At 59.7% G+C, this 18,267-nt stretch carries 18 protein-coding genes; all 18 read left to right on the plus strand.

Annotated elements, in window-relative coordinates:
• Nucleotides 1-2: 2 nt before the first annotated feature.
• The 18 genes from mraY to AAAX73_RS07010 all read left to right on the plus strand — a co-directional run bounded on the left by mraY (nt 3) and on the right by AAAX73_RS07010 (nt 18,212).
• Nucleotides 3-1,022: a phospho-N-acetylmuramoyl-pentapeptide-transferase gene (gene mraY / locus AAAX73_RS06925; RefSeq protein ID WP_118080337.1), complete on the plus strand. Its 1,020-nt coding sequence runs from the start codon at nt 3-5 to the stop codon at nt 1,020-1,022.
• A 9-nt stretch (nt 1,023-1,031) separates the two neighbouring features.
• Nucleotides 1,032-2,438, plus strand: coding sequence for a UDP-N-acetylmuramoyl-L-alanine--D-glutamate ligase (murD, locus tag AAAX73_RS06930; protein ID WP_349125468.1), 1,407 nt, complete (start codon nt 1,032-1,034; stop codon nt 2,436-2,438).
• Between the two features lie 9 nt (nt 2,439-2,447).
• Nucleotides 2,448-3,962: a putative lipid II flippase FtsW gene (gene ftsW / locus AAAX73_RS06935; RefSeq protein ID WP_349125469.1), complete on the plus strand. Its 1,515-nt coding sequence runs from the start codon at nt 2,448-2,450 to the stop codon at nt 3,960-3,962.
• Nucleotides 3,952-5,067 (plus strand): undecaprenyldiphospho-muramoylpentapeptide beta-N-acetylglucosaminyltransferase, encoded by a 1,116-nt coding sequence (murG, locus tag AAAX73_RS06940; RefSeq protein WP_349125470.1) that lies wholly within the window; start codon nt 3,952-3,954, stop codon nt 5,065-5,067. Before ftsW ends, murG begins: the two co-directional genes overlap by 11 nt.
• A gap of 97 nt (nt 5,068-5,164) precedes the next feature.
• On the plus strand, nt 5,165-6,583 hold the full coding sequence (gene murC, locus AAAX73_RS06945) for a UDP-N-acetylmuramate--L-alanine ligase (protein ID WP_349125471.1): 1,419 nt from the start codon (nt 5,165-5,167) through the stop codon (nt 6,581-6,583).
• Nucleotides 6,584-6,588: 5 nt separating this feature from the next.
• Nucleotides 6,589-7,500: a UDP-N-acetylmuramate dehydrogenase gene (murB, locus tag AAAX73_RS06950; protein WP_349125472.1), complete on the plus strand. Its 912-nt coding sequence runs from the start codon at nt 6,589-6,591 to the stop codon at nt 7,498-7,500.
• A gap of 262 nt (nt 7,501-7,762) precedes the next feature.
• Nucleotides 7,763-8,725: an FtsQ-type POTRA domain-containing protein gene (locus AAAX73_RS06955; protein WP_250787366.1), complete on the plus strand. Its 963-nt coding sequence runs from the start codon at nt 7,763-7,765 to the stop codon at nt 8,723-8,725.
• A gap of 198 nt (nt 8,726-8,923) precedes the next feature.
• Nucleotides 8,924-10,078, plus strand: a complete 1,155-nt coding sequence (ftsZ, locus tag AAAX73_RS06960) for a cell division protein FtsZ (RefSeq protein ID WP_118080350.1) — start codon at nt 8,924-8,926, stop codon at nt 10,076-10,078.
• Nucleotides 10,079-10,292: 214 nt separating this feature from the next.
• Entirely contained in the window at nt 10,293-11,093 is an 801-nt protein-coding gene (locus AAAX73_RS06965) for a polyphenol oxidase family protein (protein WP_118080352.1), read from the plus strand.
• Nucleotides 11,090-11,926: a phosphate ABC transporter substrate-binding protein gene (locus tag AAAX73_RS06970; RefSeq protein WP_349125473.1), complete on the plus strand. Its 837-nt coding sequence runs from the start codon at nt 11,090-11,092 to the stop codon at nt 11,924-11,926. Before AAAX73_RS06965 ends, AAAX73_RS06970 begins: the two co-directional genes overlap by 4 nt.
• A gap of 1 nt (nt 11,927) precedes the next feature.
• A complete protein-coding gene (gene pstC, locus AAAX73_RS06975) occupies nt 11,928-12,851 on the plus strand; it encodes a phosphate ABC transporter permease subunit PstC (RefSeq protein WP_349125474.1) in 924 nt (307 codons plus the stop codon).
• Between the two features lie 3 nt (nt 12,852-12,854).
• Nucleotides 12,855-13,760 carry a phosphate ABC transporter permease PstA gene (gene pstA, locus AAAX73_RS06980; protein ID WP_349125475.1) on the plus strand — a complete coding sequence of 302 codons (906 nt, stop codon included), beginning with the start codon at nt 12,855-12,857 and terminating at the stop codon, nt 13,758-13,760.
• A 12-nt stretch (nt 13,761-13,772) separates the two neighbouring features.
• A complete protein-coding gene (pstB, locus tag AAAX73_RS06985) occupies nt 13,773-14,576 on the plus strand; it encodes a phosphate ABC transporter ATP-binding protein PstB (RefSeq protein ID WP_035137966.1) in 804 nt (267 codons plus the stop codon).
• A 92-nt stretch (nt 14,577-14,668) separates the two neighbouring features.
• Entirely contained in the window at nt 14,669-15,526 is an 858-nt protein-coding gene (locus AAAX73_RS06990) for a PhoU domain-containing protein (protein WP_349125476.1), read from the plus strand.
• A 119-nt stretch (nt 15,527-15,645) separates the two neighbouring features.
• A complete protein-coding gene (locus tag AAAX73_RS06995) occupies nt 15,646-16,383 on the plus strand; it encodes a YggS family pyridoxal phosphate-dependent enzyme (protein WP_349125477.1) in 738 nt (245 codons plus the stop codon).
• A 60-nt stretch (nt 16,384-16,443) separates the two neighbouring features.
• Nucleotides 16,444-17,169 carry a cell division protein SepF gene (locus tag AAAX73_RS07000; RefSeq protein ID WP_343000982.1) on the plus strand — a complete coding sequence of 242 codons (726 nt, stop codon included), beginning with the start codon at nt 16,444-16,446 and terminating at the stop codon, nt 17,167-17,169.
• A gap of 57 nt (nt 17,170-17,226) precedes the next feature.
• Complete coding sequence (locus AAAX73_RS07005; protein ID WP_255360343.1) at nt 17,227-17,472, plus strand: YggT family protein; 246 nt, start codon at nt 17,227-17,229, stop codon at nt 17,470-17,472.
• A 62-nt stretch (nt 17,473-17,534) separates the two neighbouring features.
• On the plus strand, nt 17,535-18,212 hold the full coding sequence (locus tag AAAX73_RS07010; protein ID WP_118080366.1) for a DivIVA domain-containing protein: 678 nt from the start codon (nt 17,535-17,537) through the stop codon (nt 18,210-18,212).
• The last annotated feature ends 55 nt before the right edge of the window (nt 18,213-18,267 follow it).

Below are 18,267 nucleotides of genomic sequence, written 5' to 3' on the forward strand. Positions count from 1 at the left end.
CCATGTTCGGCAATCCTTCGTATCCTACGTACCAGGCATTTTTGGGGTTGGGCATCGCCGCCGTCATCGCGATGCTGCTTATGCCGTGGTGGATTAAGCTCCTGAAGGTCGAGGGCATCGGCCAGCAGGTTCGCGCCGATGGCCCCAAGCGTCACCTGATTAAGCAGGGCACGCCCACCATGGGTGGCGTCATCATCCTGGTTGCCGTTTCGCTGACCTGCCTTTTGATGGGAAAGCTCACCACCGAGCTCGTGCTTGTGCTGCTCGCCACGCTGGCAACCGGCGTTCTTGGCCTCATCGACGACCTGACTTCTGTCACGCACGGCCGCTCGCTCGGCCTGACGCCTCACGCCAAGATGATTGGCCTTACCCTCATCTGCGTTACCTTTACCGTGCTTGCTGTCAACTGGTGCGGCGTCGCCCCCGAGATTCGTTTCCCCGGTGGCCTGACGATCGACCTTGGTGTGCTCTCGACCACCATTTGCGGCCTCTCTTTTCCGTGGCTCTACCTTGTCTTTTGCTGGCTGATGATCGCGGGCCTTTCCAACGCCGTAAACCTCACCGACGGCTTGGACGGTCTTGCCGGCGGCACCTCCATGATCGCCATGCTGGCCATGGCCGCCATGGCGTTTTTGCACGGCGATGTGAACCTGTCCATCTTCTGCACGGCGTGCGCCGGCGCCTGCCTGGGCTTTTTGTGGTTCAACTGCTATCCGGCGAGCATCTTTATGGGCGATACCGGCTCGCTTGCCCTGGGTGCCGCTTTTGCCTGCACCTCCATCATGACCAACACCGAAGTCGTTTCCCTCATCATCGGCGGTCTGTTTATCGTCGAGACCCTGTCGGTCATGATCCAGGTTGTCTATTTCCACTTTACGCACAAGCGCGTCTTCCTTATGGCGCCCATTCATCATCATTTCGAAAAGAAGGGCTGGGCCGAGACCAAGGTCGTCATCCGTTTTTGGATTGTCGCCGCGGCCTTCGGAGCCCTGGGCCTCGCGTTGTTCTTCCAGTTGGGATAGTGGTCTTTCATGCCTCTTGCTAATGTCTTTAGCCTGCTCGTTTTGGGCCAGGGCAAGTCCGGTCTTGATGTCGCTCGCTGGGCGCTTGCGCATCCCGAGCGCGTGAGTGCCGTTACCGTTTACGGTGGCGGCGCGTCCGAGCCCAACGATGCCACGCGCTCGCTCGAGGCGCACGGGGCATCGTTTGTCTACGGAACCGAGCAGGTCGAGGGCGCGTTTGATGTATGCGTGACGTGTCCGGGCATCTCGGAGTTCTCGGCATTCTTTAAGGCTGGCCGTGATCACGCTGCCCAGATTATGGGTGAGCCCGAGTTTGCCTACCGTCTGTCTCCCCAAAATTGGATTGCCATTACGGGCACCAACGGCAAGACGACAACCACGTCGCTGACCGATTACCTGCTTAAGGCGGCGGGCGAGGCGAGCGTTGCTGTCGGCAACATTGGCGAGCCTCCGGTGAACGAGATCGATGGCCGTGCGCATAACGAGTGGTTTGTGGCGGAGCTTTCGAGCTATCAGATCGCAACGACCCAGGAGCTTCACCCCCGTGTGGCGGTGCTGCTCAACATTACCCCCGATCATCTGGGCTGGCATAAGAGCCATAAGAACTATGCGCTCGCCAAGATTAAGCTCTTCGAGAATATGGTCGACGATGACCTGGTGATTGTTGATGTCGAGGATGCCGGTATCCACGAGTTCGATGAGTACATCTATGTTCCGGGCCGTCGCATCTGCAAGGTTGCTTTTGACGAGCCTGCGGGCGAGGACGCCGCATTTGTTCGCGATGGCAAGATGGTCATTCGCCTGAAGGGCGTCGAGACCCCGCTCGTCGATACGTCCGAGCTTAAGATTTCGGGCCATCACAATGTAATCAATGCCCTGTGTGCTGCCACGGCGGCCCTGACGGTCGGCGCCGATGTTGACGGTGTGTGTCGCGGCCTGGTCTCGTTCCAGCCGCTGGAGCACCGCGTTGAGCCCTGTGGCGAGATCGATGGCGTGCGCTATGTTAACGATTCCAAGGCAACGAACACCGATGCGGTCGAAAAGGCCCTGACGGCGTTTCCCGATGACGATGTGATCTTGCTGCTCGGCGGTCACGATAAGGGCACGCCGCTCGAGTCCTTTGCCCGCGTTGTGATGGATAACGTTCGCTCGGTGGTCTGCTTTGGCGACGCGTGCGAGCGCTTTACCGCCGCTATGGACGAGGCGGATGTCGACGGTGATGTCGATATCGCTCAGGCCGACGACCTGCGCGATGCCGTGGACGTTGCCCGTTCGCTCTCGAGCCGCGGCGATGTGATCTTACTGTCGCCCGCCTGCTCTTCGTTCGATGAGTTCTCGGGCTACGAGGAGCGCGGTCGCGTGTTTAAGGACTATGTGGCCCAGCTTGCAGCTGCGTCCAATACGCAAATGGAATAGGGGTTGCCGGTGAGAGAGGAGAGCCCCCGACAGAATATGAGGAGGCCCGACTCGGACCGTGCTTCCTCGCAGCGCAGCACGCCGCGCGCCGGTCGTCGCACGCAGGGCATCGGCGAACGTTATATCGCCGGCGTCCCCGCACGTATCATGCGACCCCGCCTGGTCTTTTTGACCTGCCTGTTCTCGCTGGTCTGTTTTGGCCTGCTTATGGTGTACTCGGCTTCTTCAGTCGAGGCGCTTCACGAGAACGACTCCGCGACCTACTTTTTGTTCCGGCAGTTTATGTTCACTGTCGTCGGCGTTGCTGCCCTCGAGTTCATCGCGCGCGTTGCACCCGATAGCTGGTTTGGCGAAGGGGCGCTTAAACTTGCCCTTATCGCTATGATGATCTTGCTGCTTGCGGTGTTCCTCTTTGGTAGCGGCAGCCGTGGCGCTACGCGTTGGCTGAGCATTGCCGGCATTCAGTTTCAGCCATCGGAGTTTCTCAAGCCGTTTGCCATTGCCTATTCTGCCATCATGCTCGATCGCGTGTTTTCGCCCGGCGGTAACATCAATGAGTTCCTTAAGGGCATGGGCTTATATTTGGGCATATCGCTCGTCTTGATTTTTATTCAGCCCGACTTTGGCACCATCCTGATTATTCTGTTGACGATCATGTGCATGGCGCTCTTTGCCGGTCTTGACCCAAAATTCATTATCGGTGCGATTCTTGCTGGCGCCGTCATCATCGTGATCGCTCTTGTCGTCGAGCCGTACCGTATGGTGCGCATTCAGGTTCTCTTGAACCCTTGGGCAGATGAATATGGAGACGGGTATCAGGCAACGCTCGCCATTATGGCGTTTGCTTCGGGCGGACTGTTCGGCCGCGGTATCGGTAACTCAACCATGAAGTACTCGTATTTGCCCGAGGCACACAACGACTACATCCTGGCCATCATTGGCGAGGAGGTTGGCTTTTTGGGGACGCTGCTGTTTTTCTTGGTGTTTGCGATGCTGATCTACTCGGCGTTTCGAATTGCCGAGCAGGCCGCCGATCGTCGCGGGGCGCTCATGGCTTCGGGCTCTGCGGTTATCCTCGCGGTGCAGTTTTTGATCAACGCGCTGGGTATTCTCAACGTGTTTCCTATGACGGGTAAGCCGCTGCCGTTTATCAGCTATGGCGGCTCGTCGATTATCGTGTCGCTCATGCTCGCCGGGCTTATTTTACGCGTCTCGCACGAGAGCGCTCGACGCGATGAATACGATCGTCGTCGCGATAGCTTTGCCGTTATGGACGAGAGCACTGCCGGTGTTCCCCATACGCGTGGGGAGCGCTCGTCGCGTGGCGGTTTTACCGTCTTGAACGGTTTTGCTTCGGAGTCGGATGCTCGTCCGCGCTCGGTGCCGCAGAGTCGCCCGCAACGACCGACGCCGCGCAATACGGGTGGCGGATATAATCGGATCGACTTGAATTCGGACCCGTCGGCGCGCTTGCGCACCGACGACCAGGGGCCGCGCGTACGAAGGGACTACCATGACCGATAAGATGACCGTTGCTATCGCAGCCGGCGGCACGGCGGGACATATCAACCCCGCACTTGCCTTGGCCGAGGAGCTACGTGACCGTGGCCACCACGTTGTGTTTGTGGGTCAGTCGCATAAGCTCGAGGGTCGTCTGGTTCCCGAGGCAGGGTTCGATTTTGTGCCGATTACGGTTACGGGCTTCGACCGCTCTCGCCCTTGGACGGCATTGAGCTCGCTGTGGCGTGTCTATAAGGCGAAGCGCGCGCTCGGCAGCCATTTTTCTAAAGCCTGCAAGCCCGATGTCGCTATAGGTTTTGGCGCCTATGTCGAGGTCCCGCTTCTGGGCTGGTGCAAAGACTCGGGCATTCCGTATCTGCTGCATGAACAGAACTCCGTTCCGGGCCTTGCTAACAAGATGATGAGTTCGCATGCCGCCCGCGTTTGCATCTCGGTGCCGGCAGCACGTTCCGTGTTTGAGCGTGAGGGCGATCCTGACCATGTGCTCATGACCGGCAACCCCGTGCGCCGTTCTGTGATCGAGGGGGATCGGGTTCGCGGTCGCAGGGCTCTCGACGTGCCTGAGGACGCCACACTCCTGCTGGTTTTTGGCGGCTCACTTGGTGCTCAACATCTTAATGAGCGCGTGGCTTCGCTTAAAAACGAGTTGCTCTCGCGCGATAATCTCTATGTTTTGCATTCGACGGGCGCCGATGGCTTCGAGGACACCGAGCGTGCTCTTGCCCTGATGCCCGAGGAGGCGAAGCGGTATCGCGTCCAGCCCTACATCGACAATATGGGCGATATGCTGGCCGCGGCCGATTTGGTCCTCTCGCGCTCGGGCGCTTCGAGCGTTGCCGAGATCGCGGCCCTTGCCACACCTTCGGTACTGGTGCCGTATCCGCATGCGACGGCCGATCATCAGACCACCAATGCCCGCTATCTGGTCGATGCCGGTGCTGGCGTGCTCTGCGCCGATGCCGATATTGATACCCAGGCGTTTGCCGATGAGCTGCTGCATCTTATCGATGATGCGCAGGCGCGCGATGCCATGCGTCAGGTGGCTCGCGGTTTGGCCCAGGATCGCGCTGCCGTCCTTTTGGCAGACGCGGTAGAAGGATTGCGTTAGTTAGACGGGATATCGCGGGTCGCCCTCGCGCGGATGCGGTAGGTGCGGTACAGTAGACGGGTTACAGGCAGTGTTTACGCAAGGAGTACACGAGCACATGGCTGATTCCCAGACTGCAACCTCCGCGCCCGATTTCAAGAGCGCCCATTTTATCGGTATCGGTGGCGCCGGCATGAGCGGCATCGCCCTCGTCCTTCACGAACGCGGCTATGTCGTTACCGGCTCCGACCTTAAGACGTCGCGCTATATTCGCCAGCTTACCCGCGCCGGCGTGAAGGTGCATGTGGGCCATGAGGCCGCCACCATCGACGAGGTCAAGCCCGACGTCGTCGTGGTCTCTACCGCTATTCCCGAGTCCAACCCCGAGCTCGTCCGTGCGCGCGAGCTGGGTATTCCCGTGTGGCCTCGCGCCAAGATGCTCTCGGCTCTGGGCCACGGCTACACCACCGTCGCCGTCGCCGGTACTCACGGCAAGACCACGACCTCTTCGATGTGTGCCACCATGCTCGACCGCATGGGTCTGGACCCCAGCTTCCTGATCGGTGGCATTGTCGAGGGCTACGATACCAACGGCAAGAACGGCTCGGGCGACTATTTTGTCGCCGAGGCGGATGAGTCCGACAGCTCCTTCCTGTTCCTTAACCCCAATGTGGTCATCGTGACCAACGTCGAGGCCGACCATCTCGATCATTACTCGGGTATCGAGGAGATCGAGGCCACCTTCGCCAAGTTTATGAGTCTGGTGGGCGAGGACGGCACGGTCATCGTCTGTGGCGAGGACCCGCATCTGGTCGAGCTTGCCAAGTCGACGGGCCGTCATGTGCTTTCCTATGGCTTTGCCGAGACCAACGACATCGTCTGCGTGCATCCGGATGTCAAGGGCATCCAGAGCGACTTTATCGTTCGCTTTGATGACGGCACCGAGCACGCTGTCGAGATTAAGAGCAACCCCGGTCGTCACAACATGCTCAACGCCACGGCCGTCTTGACCGTCGCCCATGTCCTAGGCCTCGATATCGACGCCGCCGCTAAGGCACTTTCGAGTTTTGAAGGCGTCCGCCGTCGCTTTACCCACGTGGGCGATATCGACGGCATCACGGTGGTTGACGATTACGGCCATCATCCCACCGAGATCAAGGCGACGCTCGCTGCTGCCTCTTCGCTGGGCTACAAACATGTCGACGTCGTGTTCCAGCCGCACCGCTATTCGCGCCTGCAGGCTCTGTGCGATGACTTTGCCGACGCATTCGCCAATGCTGACAAGCTGCTGTTGATTGACGTGTTCTCTGCCGGCGAGATGCCCATCCCGGGCGTCACGTCCAAGATGCTTGCCGATACCGTGCGCGCCAAGCATCCCGGCAAGGAGGTCGTGTACTGCTCGAGCCGTCTTGAGCTCAATGAGGAGCTCGAGAAGATGGTGGGCGAGGGCGATTTGCTGCTTACCATGGGCGCCGGCGACGTCACGACGGTCGGCCCCGAGTTCATCGAGTATCTGACTGCCAAGAAAGACGCTTAAACCCCATGGGTCTGTTTAACGCCGTCATGGCGCTTTCGGGCATGATCGATACGGACGTAATCGAGGATGAACGCCTCGCGCGCCATACGAGCTATCGTATCGGCGGCAAGGCGGACCTCTTTGTGACGTGTCACAGCTATCATGCCTTGCGTCGCGCCGTGGCGGTGCTCGATCGTGAGCAGGTGCCGTGGGTCATTATCGGCAAGGGATCTAATCTGCTTGTTGCCGATGCAGGCTATCGCGGCGCCGTCATTTCGTTGGGGCGTGAGTTCCAGCGTACGGTTGTCGCCGAAGACGGTTGTACGCTGACGGTCGGTGCGGGCGTGATATTCGCTCGCCTAGTCAACGACGCGCTGTCGCGCAGCCTTTCGGGCCTTGAGTTTGCGGTCGGTATTCCCGGCTCCGTTGGCGGCGCCGTGTCCATGAATGCCGGCACGCGAACCGAGTGGATTGGCTCGCTGGTCGAAGATGTCGTTACGTTTGACCCGGGCTCCGGCATCAAGCATTATGCGGGCTCGGAGATCGCTTGGGGCTACCGTGAATGCAGCCTGCCGCGTAACGAGATCATTCTGGAATGCGTGCTCAAGCTCAAACCTGCGCCCAAGGCCGATATCCGTGAACGTATGGAGCGGTACCTGACGCGGCGTAAGCGCACACAGCCCATGGGCTGTGCATCCTGCGGGTCGGTATTTCGCAACCCGCCCGATGCGAGCGTGGGAAAGCTCATCGAGGATTGTGGATTAAAGGGTTTTTCGGTTGGCGGCGCGGAAGTTTCGCCCGTACACGCTAATTTTATCGTTAATAACGGAACCGCCTCGGCCGATGACGTGGCCGCGGTTATCAGACATGTGCACGGAAAGGTGAGGGAGGCGTATGGCATCGAGCTCAGACCGGAAGTTAAATTCCTCGGCTTCTAGAGCATCGAAACCAACCTTCCGCCGCGCCGGAGGGCGTTCCGGCGCACCGTCTCAGCCTCAACGTAAATCCGTTATGCCTTCTAAGCCTGCTGGGTCCGTGCGGCCTGCCAAGCGTTCGACTGCCGGTTCGCAGCTTGGCGGACGCCCCGCGGCCAAAAATGTTGCTCGTCCGGTGGCACGTCCCTCGGTGACGCCCAAACCGGCGATGGGCGCCATACCTTCTCGCCCCATAGCGTCGCCCAAACCCTCGTTGGGGGCAAAGGTGACGCGTCCCGGTCGCGCGCTGGGTGCATCTAAGCCACGTATGCTGACGTCGGTGTCGGCCTCCGCAAAACCGCAATCGGGCAAAAAGGGCTCTAATCCGTTGTCATCGATCGGCGCCCTGGCAAATCATGCGGCGGGTGCCGCTTCTGCCGTTAAGGGCAAGGGCAAAATCGTGGGCGGCATCCTTGCCGCTCTGGCAGCGCTTGCAGTCGTTGCCGTCGTCGTCATTAACTCTGGCCTGTTCGCCGCTACCGATATTCAGATCCAGGGCAGCGAGCATGTGACCAAGCACGATGCCATCCAGCTGATCGATCTGCCCGAGAACACGTCGCTGTTCAATGTGAATCCCGACCAGATCACCGAGGGCCTTAAGCAAAATCCGTGGGTCTCGGGCGTGGATGTCCAACGTCAATTTCCCCATACGCTCATCATCACGCCGACGGAACGCAAAGTTATCGCAATCGCCTACATTAGCTCCGACGATCTTGCCTGGGCGATCGGGGACGATGACACATGGATTGCACCACTGTCTACCTCGGTCGATGTTGACGACCAGGGCAATGTCATTACAACGGGGGAGGGTGCCAACACCCTAAACGGTATCGATGCCGCCCTGGCACTCGCTAAACATTACGGTGCCGTGCTGTTGACCGATGTCTCGGCCGATGTCGCACCGGTTTCGGGGCAAGCCGTAAATTCCAAGGCCGTCAAGGCCGGCCTGGATTACGTCCGCGGTTTCTCGAGCGAGTTCCTGGGCCAGGTCAAGGATATTTCCACGCCCTCGGTCGAGGCCATCTCGGCGAATCTCGATAACGGTATCGAGGTGTCGCTCGGAGATTCGGACGACATTGCCAAAAAGGAGCGTATCGTGACCAAGCTGCTTTCGCAGGTGGAGGGCGTGACGTATATCAACGTTCGATCTCCTGGCAACTATACGTTTAGGAACGCACCGACCTCGTAGCGTTTTCTGGCCTTTGTTGACGGGGCATACCGCGCCGTTTATCTGGTTTGTTTGGTTTTCACCGTCAATTATTTGACTGATACGTTCATAATGTGCAAACATAATACGGTTTACCTTTGCATTTACTTTCAACTTGAAGGTTAATGTGCGCAGGGGTCAACCCATGCTATGGCAATAACCTTTGTTCGGAGGACCGACATGCACGAGACAGAGATCAACAACTACCTTGCCGTCATTAAGGTGGTCGGCGTCGGCGGCGGCGGTACCAACGCGGTCAATCGAATGATCGAAGAGGGTATCCGCGGCGTCGAGTTTGTTGCCATCAACACCGATGCTCAGGCACTCGCGATCTCTGATGCCGATATCAAGGTGCACATCGGCACCGACCTGACCCGCGGCCTGGGCGCTGGCGCCAACCCCGAGGTCGGCCGTAAGGCCGCCGATGAGTCCCGCGACGACATCGCCGAGGCGCTCGCTGGCGCCGATATGGTGTTCATCACCTGCGGCGAGGGCGGCGGCACCGGTACCGGCGCTGCCCCCATCGTTGCCGATATCGCGATGAACGAGGTCGGCGCGCTGACCGTCGCCGTCGTGACCAAGCCCTTTACGTTTGAGGGCCGCAAGCGCAAGAAGAGCGCCGAAGAAGGCATTAAGACGCTTTCCGACTGCGTCGACACCATGATCGTTATCCCTAACGACAAGCTGCTCGACATCGCCGAGAAGAAGACCACCATGCTTGAGGCCTTCGCAATCGCCGATGGCGTCCTTTCCCAGGGCACCCAGGGCATCACCGACCTCATCACCGTCCCCGGTATCATCAACCTGGACTTCGCCGATGTTAAGACCATCATGAAGCAGGCCGGTACCGCCATGATGGGTATCGGTACCGCTTCTGGGGACACCCGTGCCGTCGACGCTGCCCAGCAGGCTATTTCCAGCCCGCTGCTCGAGAGCTCCATCGATGGCGCTACGCGCGTCCTGCTTTCCATTGCCGGTTCCAAGGACCTGGGCATCCAGGAGATCAGCGACGCCGCCGACGTTGTCGCCAATGCCGTCGACCCCGAGGCCAACATCATCTTCGGTACCGTTGTCGACGAGTCCCTGGGCGATCAGGTGCGTATTACCGTCATCGCTACGGGCTTCTCCGACTCCAACGTCAACCGTCAGGACGAGCTCTTCGCTGCACAGCAGTCCCAGAGCAAGGCCGCTGCTTCTACCGAGCCGCAGCGCACCGCTCCTGCCACGAGCCCGGCTCAGGCTGCCCCGACTCGCAACGTCGGTGGTACCGAGCTCCCCAACTTTGGCAACGACCAGTTTGAGCTTCCTGACTTCCTCAAGCGCGGCAGCTTCTAGTTCGTTTTTCTCAGCGACCTGTATGGGGTGCGTCCGATTGGGCGCACCCTTTTTGTTGTGTTTTGCCTTTGTAAACGAAAGCCTCCAATCTCCTTACGTTCCCCTTACGTTTAGCCCCTACCGCTGCGGGTATCCTTTTGATGAAGTATGGCAGCCGTGTGGCACGGACTGCTGCGGCGTCGCCGCGATACTTGTGTTATTAGGAGGCTTTAGTATGGCAGCACGTGCGGACAGCGTTTCGCGTGTCGACCATGATGGAGTTACGTTGGTAGAGGGCGCGACGCACGATGTTCGCTTTGCTTTTACCGAACGCGCCGGCGGTGTTTCCGAAGATGCGTACTCCTCACTCAATCTGGGCTCGCATGTTGGCGATGACCCCTTTGCCGTTCAAGAAAATCGTCGCCGCGCACTCGAGGCCTTGGGTGCCGCCGAGTGCGAGCACAACCTGCTTGTTCCCAATCAAGTACACGGTGACCATGTCGTGACGGTGACCTCGAACGGTGCTGATGATCTCGAGAACATTCGCGAGCAGATTGCCGAGGGCTGCGATGCCATCGTCTGCATGGCCCGTGAGGTACCCGTGATGCTCTGCTTTGCCGATTGCGTTCCCGTGGTGCTGGTGGCTCCCGGCGGCTTTGCCGTGGTGCACTCTGGCTGGAAGGGCACGATTGCGCGCATTTCCGCCAAGGCGTGCCAAGCGCTCTGCGAGGCGGCTGGCTGCAAGCCGGACGACATCTCTGCCTACATTGGGCCCCATATCCTGGGCGACGAGTACGAGGTGTCCCAAGAACTTATGGATCGCTTTGCCGCCGAGTTCGCGTGCATCGATGCCTCTGCTTCTCGTATGCTCGATCTTTCCGCCGCCATTCGCGAGGCGCTGATGGACGCCGGCGTCGAGGCGAGCAGCATTGTGGACACCAAGCTTTCCACCGTTCGTCAGAACGACCGCTTTTATTCCTACCGCAACGAGGGCGGCACCTGTGGGCGCCATGCTGCGATCGGCGTGATGCTATGAGAAAGATCGCATCGGTCCTGAGTGCTGCAGTGCTTACGCTCACGCTGTGTGCTTGCTCCTTGGGATCTTCCACATCTTCTATTACCGTGGCCGGCTCGACCACGTGCCTTCCCATTGCCGAGATCGCAGCCGAGGGCTTTAAGGAAGAGGCCGGCACCGATGTGCTCGTCTCCGGCCTTGGCTCCTCTGCGGGTATCGAGGCCGTCAGCAACGGCACGGCCGACATCGCCAGCTCGTCTCGTGGCCTCAATGCCGACGAACAAGACCTTGGCCTGACCCCGATCGTAATCGCGCACGACGGCATCGCAGTCATCGTGAACGACGACAACCCGGTCGACAATCTCTCGACCGAGCAGCTCCGCGATATTTACGCCGGCAAGATCACCAACTGGAAGGAAGTCGGCGGAGAGGACCTGAAGATTCAGGTTATCAACCGCGACGAGGCGTCCGGTACGCGCGAGGCCTTCCGTACCATCGTGATGGACGGCACGCCGTTCGATCGCCGCTCGGCCGTTCTTTCGGGTACGGGCCAAGTGCGCGACGTCGTGTCCCGCTCGCATGGCGCCATTGGCTACATCTCGCTGGGTTTTGTCGAGAGCCTCAACGCCACGACCTCGGTTAAGGCCGTTTCGGTCAACCATGTCGAGGCATCCGAGAAGACGGTCGCAAGTGGCGGCTATCCCATCTCGCGCGACCTTTACTTCTTTGTGAAGGGTACGCCTTCGCATCAGGCGCAGGACTACATTGACTATGTGACGTCCGAGAAGATGGACAAGCAGATTCGCGAGGCGGGCTTTATTCCCGTCACCAACGACGGAAAGGGGAGTGAGTAGCGTGGGAGCACAGGAAACCCCCCAGATTGAGCAGGAGGCTCAGACGCCCAAAAAGCGTGAGTTGGCGTTGGTGTCGCGTAGCACCTATCTCAAGGAGAAGGCGCTGCAGTGGATCTTCTTTGCCTGCGCGTTCTTGGCGGTCGTCACCGTTATCCTGATCTTTGTCTTTACCACGTACTCGGCGCTGCCCGTCTTTACCGACATCGGCCTGGCGGACTTCTTTAGCTTTACGTGGGCGCCATCCGAGGGCCACTACGGCATCATGTCGCTGCTGGCGGGCTCTGGTCTGGTGACGGTCGGTGCGCTCGCCATGGGCGTGCCCCTGGGTGTGGGCACGGCTGTATATCTGGTCGAGATCGCCAGCAAGCGCGTGCGCAGGCTCATCAGCCCCGCCGTCGACCTGCTGGCGGGCATCCCCTCCATCATCTACGGCTTCTTTGGCATGGTCATCATCCGCCCGTTTATCGCGCAGCTGACCGGCGGACTTGGCTTTGGCGCGCTGACGGCGTGGTTTGTGCTTGCCATCATGATCGTTCCCACCATTACCACGCTCACGATCGATGCCCTCAATTCCATCCCCATGGGCATTCGCGAGGCGTCCTATGCCATGGGTGCCACCAAGTGGCAGACCATCTACAAGGTCGTGCTGCCTGCAGCCAAGCTGGGCATTGTCGATGCAATTGTCTTGGGTATGGGGCGTGCCATCGGTGAGACCATGGCCGTGCTGATGGTCGTGGGCAACGCCCCGGTCATTCCAGATAGCATCTCGAGCCCCATCTCGACGCTCACGAGCCAGATCGCACTCGACATGAGCTATTCCTCGGGCCTGCATCGCTCGGCTCTGTTTGGCATGGGCGTGGTCCTGTTTATCATCTCAGCTGCACTGGTGGGTATCGTTCGCCTGATTTCAAAGAAGAGGGGGTAGGCTATGTCCGATTCCGTTGACACGACGGTCGATGCGACCTCGTCGCGCGAGCTCATCAAGCGTGCCCTTTCCCATGGCAAGAAGGGCCGCATCAACAAGGACCTGTCCAACAAGATTATGCTCGGCGTGTTTCGCGCCGCGGCCTATATCACCACCCTGGTGTTGCTCGCCATCATCGCCTACGTGGTCATTAACGGTCTTCCGCATATCTCGCTCGACTTTATCTTCGGCTGGCCGCAGGGCGTAAACGCCGAGGGCGGCATTTGGCCCACGATCGTCTCGACTATCTACGTGACGGCACTCGCCATGCTCATCTGCACGCCGGTTGCCGTCTTGGCTGCGGTCTATCTGGCTGAATACGCCAAGCAGGGCAAGATTGTCGACATCATCCGCTATGCTGCCGATGCTCTGGCCTCGGTGCCTTCCATCGTTATGGGCCTCTTTGGTTACGCCTTGTTTGTTGAGGCCATGGGCCTGGGTCTTTCGATGGTTTCGGCCGCCCTGGCGCTGGCGCTTCTGATGCTGCCCATCGTCATGCGCACCACCGAGGAGGCAATCCGCGCCGTTCCGCGCTATATCCGTTGGGGCGCATATGGCCTGGGCGCCACCAAGTGGCAGGTCGTCTCCAAGATCGTGCTTCCTTCGGCCTTTGGCCGCATTGCCACCGGCATCGTCCTTGCCATCGGCCGCGCCATCGGCGAGACCGCGGTGGTGCTCTACACCATGGGTCAGGCCATCAACCTGCCCATATCGCCGTTCGATTCCGGTCGCCCCATGACCGTTCACCTCTATTTGCTTGCCAACGACGGCATCAACATGAACGCAGCCTACGGCACCGCGCTTTTGCTGATGGCGATTATTCTGGCCTTCAACCTGTTTGCGCGTTATCTGTCGCGCAAGCGCCGCTAGTTAAGGAGTCCCATGTCCGTCTATCAGTCCGCTCCCACGCCGGAGCAAGCGGCCATCACGGCCAAGGATTTCAACTTTTGGTACGGTGACTTTCATGCGCTGACGGGGCTCGACCTCAACATCGCCAAAAACGCCATCACCTCGTTTATCGGTCCTTCGGGCTGTGGTAAATCGACGTTTTTGCGCTGCATCAACCGTATGAACGACCTTATCGAGGGTACTCGCGTCGAGGGCACCATGACACTCGACGGCAACGATATCTATGCCGAGGGCGTCGACCCGGTCGACCTTCGTCGCCGCGTGGGCATGATTTTTCAGCAGCCCAACCCGTTTCCCAAATCCATCTACGAGAATGTCGCTTTTGGCCCTCGTCTGCAGGGCGTGACTAGCAAAAGCGACCTCGACGACATCGTGGAAGAATCGCTCAAGCGCGCCAACCTCTGGAAAGAGGTATCCAATCAGCTCAACAAGGATGGTTTGGCGCTCTCGGGCGGTCAACAGCAGCGTCTGTGCATCGCGCGTGTGCTTGCGGTGCAGCCCGATGTCCTTCTGATGGACGAGCCCTGCTCCGCCATCGACCCCACGTCCGTATCTAAGGTCGAGGATCTGATGGCCGAGCTGGCGCCCGAGATGACGATCATCATCGTCACGCATTCTATGCAGCAGGCCGCTCGCATTAGCGACTACACCGCATTTTTCTTGCAGGAAGTTGCCGGTGAGCCCGCCACGCTCATCGAGTATGGTCAAACCGACGCGATCTTCACCAGCCCGGTGGATTCGCGGACGGAAGACTATATCACCGGCCGCTTTGGCTGATCGGTGCGACTAGTCCCAAGCCGATCGGACCTGGTCCGGTGCGTATTCACTGTGCGGGCGGCATGACCGCACCCAACTGATTGGAGTGAACCATGCGCAAACTGTTTTCCCGTCAGCTCATCGAGGCCCGTCACGAGATGTTGAGCATCTACGAGGCCGTCGATCTTGCCCTTCACGACGCCGTGAAGGCCTATGTGACCGACGACCGCAAGCTCGCCACTAAGACCAAGAAGCGCACGCTTTCGATTGATGCTCGCTGCGCCAACTTGGAGGCCGTGTGCTACAACCTGATCGCTACGCAGTCGCCGGTCGCCTCCGACTTCCGTTTGCTGCAGACGATTATCTACGTCGACTTTAACCTGCAGCGCATGACCGATAAGGTTCGCCAGATCTGCCGCGCCACGCGTCACATGGTCAAGGCCGACATCTCGCTGCCTCAGGAGCTCGTCGGCACGGTTGAGGCCGAGGCCGAGGCCGTGTACCAGGTGCTGGGCTCGTCGCTGTCCGCGCTCGTCACCAACGACATGTCCATCATCTGCAACCTGGCCGTCGAGGACGAGCCGGTACATGCGGCGTACGAGAAGTTCTTCCGTACCTTTAACCGCATGGACACCGGCGATTTTATGGACGACGACAGCAACTATGACGACCTGCGCCGTGCCATCATGGTTTCGCGCTACCTCGATCGCATTGCCTCGATTTCCATCGATGCCGCCTGCCGTCTGACCTTCCTTTTGACCGGACAGCGTATGACTGCCGGCGATATCGCCTGTACGGATGAGGACGAGCTCGAGAGCATGCGCGTGCCTTCGGGCGAGGGCGTCATTATGAGGCCCGCCGTGGATGCACGCTTTGTTGCCAAGGTGCCCGCTAACGAGGTGAGCGAGGGTCTTCGCTACCTGTTGGATCATCTTGAGGACGAGGATGATGCCGAGGACGACGAGGAGTAGGGTACCCCGTTCGTTGAGAGATTGTAAATACCTAAGGGAGCGCGGCCTTGCGGATGCGGGGCTGCGCTCTTGCGTTAGCATGGGACTACTTGTTGTGCTGTTAACGGAGGCGATTGGCAATGGATAACTATTTGAATGTAATGCGCGCTCGCCGCGAGCAGATACTCGAGCGTTTCTATGCCGCGCTCGATCGCGCCGGGAGGCCCCGTGATGCCGCGCGTTTGATTGCCGTGTCCAAGACCGTCGGCGTCGATGAGACCATCGCGGCCATCCAGGTGGGATATCGCCATTTTGCTGAGAACCGCCCGCAAGAGCTCGTCCGCAAACTTGCAGGTCTGGCGGATCATCCGGAGCTGCCCGAGGTGCGCTTCGACATGATTGGCAACCTTCAGACCAACAAGATCAACGCGGTGTTGGGCTCGGCCGAGCTGATTCATTCGGTGGGGTCGCTTCATTTGGCGCAGGCGATCTCGAGCCGTGCCATTCGCAAGATCGAAGCTGGCGAGCTCGCCGCCCCCCAGCAGGTGCTGATCGAGGTTAACGTAAGCGGCGAGGAGTCCAAGGGCGGTTTTTCGCCCGATGAGATTCGTGGCGCTGCCGGCGAGCTTGCGGAACTTGAGGGAATTTGTGTGCAGGGCCTTATGACTATGGCCCCTCGGGGGAACAAGGATGTGGCGCGTCGCACCTTTGCCGGGCTGCGAGAGCTGAGGGATGAGTTGGAGGCGGCGCATCCCGATCTGAGGCTGCCCGAGCTTTCTTGCGGCATGAGCGAGGACTTTGAGCCTGCCCTTGAGGAGGGCTCTACGCTCGTTCGCCTGGGCAGGGTAGTATTTAACCCGGAGTTTGCAGTAAAATAGGGCTCTGAAGTGCGCACTGGTTTACAGAGCGCCTGCACTAAACCGTGAGAGGACACAACCATGGGCTTCCTTGACGAGATTAAAAATAAGATGCACCTGGGCGGCCAGCAGGGTTACGACCAGAGCTATGACCAGGATGACGACTACGGCTACGATGACGGCTACGATGATGGCTATCAGAACAACGGCTACAGCGGTACCTCGGGCGAGGGCTTCTATACCCAGGACGAGCCGAGCAACGGCCTGCTGGGCCAGACGCGCCGCGGTGAGGCCGAGTCGGTCGCCGTGTATACGCGCTCCGGCCAGCTGGTCGGCGATGACTCGCGTCATGCAACGACGTACAATCCGCCGTCGCGTTCTCAGGATAGTGCCGCAGGCGGCTATCGCCCCGGCGCTTACGACACGCCGTCGAGTTATGCCGAGAGCGCCCGCGCTCGTGCCGCGGCACCTGCGCCCGCTTCTGCGCCGAGCGACGCCTCGGCCTATGCAAACAACATCATTAACGCCACGCCGCAGCTGCCTGCCTATGTCCTGCGCCCTGAGAGCTATGACGATGTCGAGACCGTTGTCCGCCGCGTGCGCACCAAGCAGCCCGTTGCGCTGATTTTTGTTGGCGTTCGCACCGAGGTCGCCAAGCGTGTCCTGGACTTTAGCTATGGCTTTGCCTGCGGCCTGGGCGCTACAGTCAAAGAGGTGGGCGATCGCGTGTTTATGGTGCTGCCCGCCGGCTGCGAGGTCAAGGATTCGGACCTCAAGAAGCTGCGCGCCGACGGCTACCTTAAGTAAACCCAAGACGAGGAGATTCTCATCAACATCTACACCATTGTCCAGCTGGTCAACACGCTGTTCAACTTCTACTCCACACTTATTGTGGTCTATTGCTTTATGACGTGGATTCCCATGAAGCAGGGCGGCCTGCTGCAGGATATCGCCGCGGTGCTCGATAGCGTCTGCGGTCCGTGGCTCAACCTGTTTCGTCGGTTTATTCCGCCGATGGGCGGCGTTGATTTTTCGCCGGTCGTTGCGATTATTGCGTTGCAGTTGGTGCAGAGGCTGATTCTGCAGCTTCTTATAGGTATACTCGTATAGTACTGGCTCAGTAACTTACGTCGGGCGCCCGGCGCCAAGGCGATGATAAAGGAGAACTTGTTATGGCTATTACCCCTGCTGACATCCAGGCTCAGACTTTCTCTGAGGCCAAGCGCGGCTATGATCCCGCCGAGGTCGACGTCTTTTTGGAGACGCTGTCCTCCGAGGTTGACGCTATGCTTGCCAAGATTGTCGATCTTAAGGGTCGTCTGACTGCCACCGAGCAGCAGCTTGCCGACACGCAGGCCCAGCTTGCCCAGGCTCAGGACGCTGCCGCTCAGGCCGTTCCCGCCGCTCCTGTGGCCGCTCCCGCACCCGACTTCTCCGCTCAGGAGCGCCAGATCTCCGCTGCGCTGATTGCTGCCCAGCAGACCGCCGAGGGCATCGTCAACGATGCCAACGAGAACGCTGAGCGCATCCGCAACGAAGCCGACGCCAAGGCCCGCGAGGTCATCCGTCAGGCCCTGACCGAGAAGCAGGCCGAGCTCGAGGAGATCGACCGTCTGAAGGCTTCCCGTGAGGAGTTCAAAGCCGAGTACCTCAAGCTCATCCAGCACTTCATGGACGATGCGCAGAATTCCTTCCCGTCCGACCTTATGGCCTCCACGCCGGTCGGTTCTGCGGCTTCTCCTGCAGTGACCGTTCCCGCCGCCGAGCCGCTGCCTGTCGCTGATCCGGTTGTCCCCGTGGCTGACCCCTTCGCCCCGATCGACAACTTTGCCGCCGACGACCTGGACTAGCGCCAGAGCTACAATCTCGTGTCCTTAAGAGGAGCTCGCACCTGCGGGCTCCTTT

The organism is Collinsella sp. CLA-ER-H9 (assembly GCF_040092295.1).
In the GTDB taxonomy this organism is placed as follows: Bacteria; Actinomycetota; Coriobacteriia; order Coriobacteriales; family Coriobacteriaceae; genus Collinsella.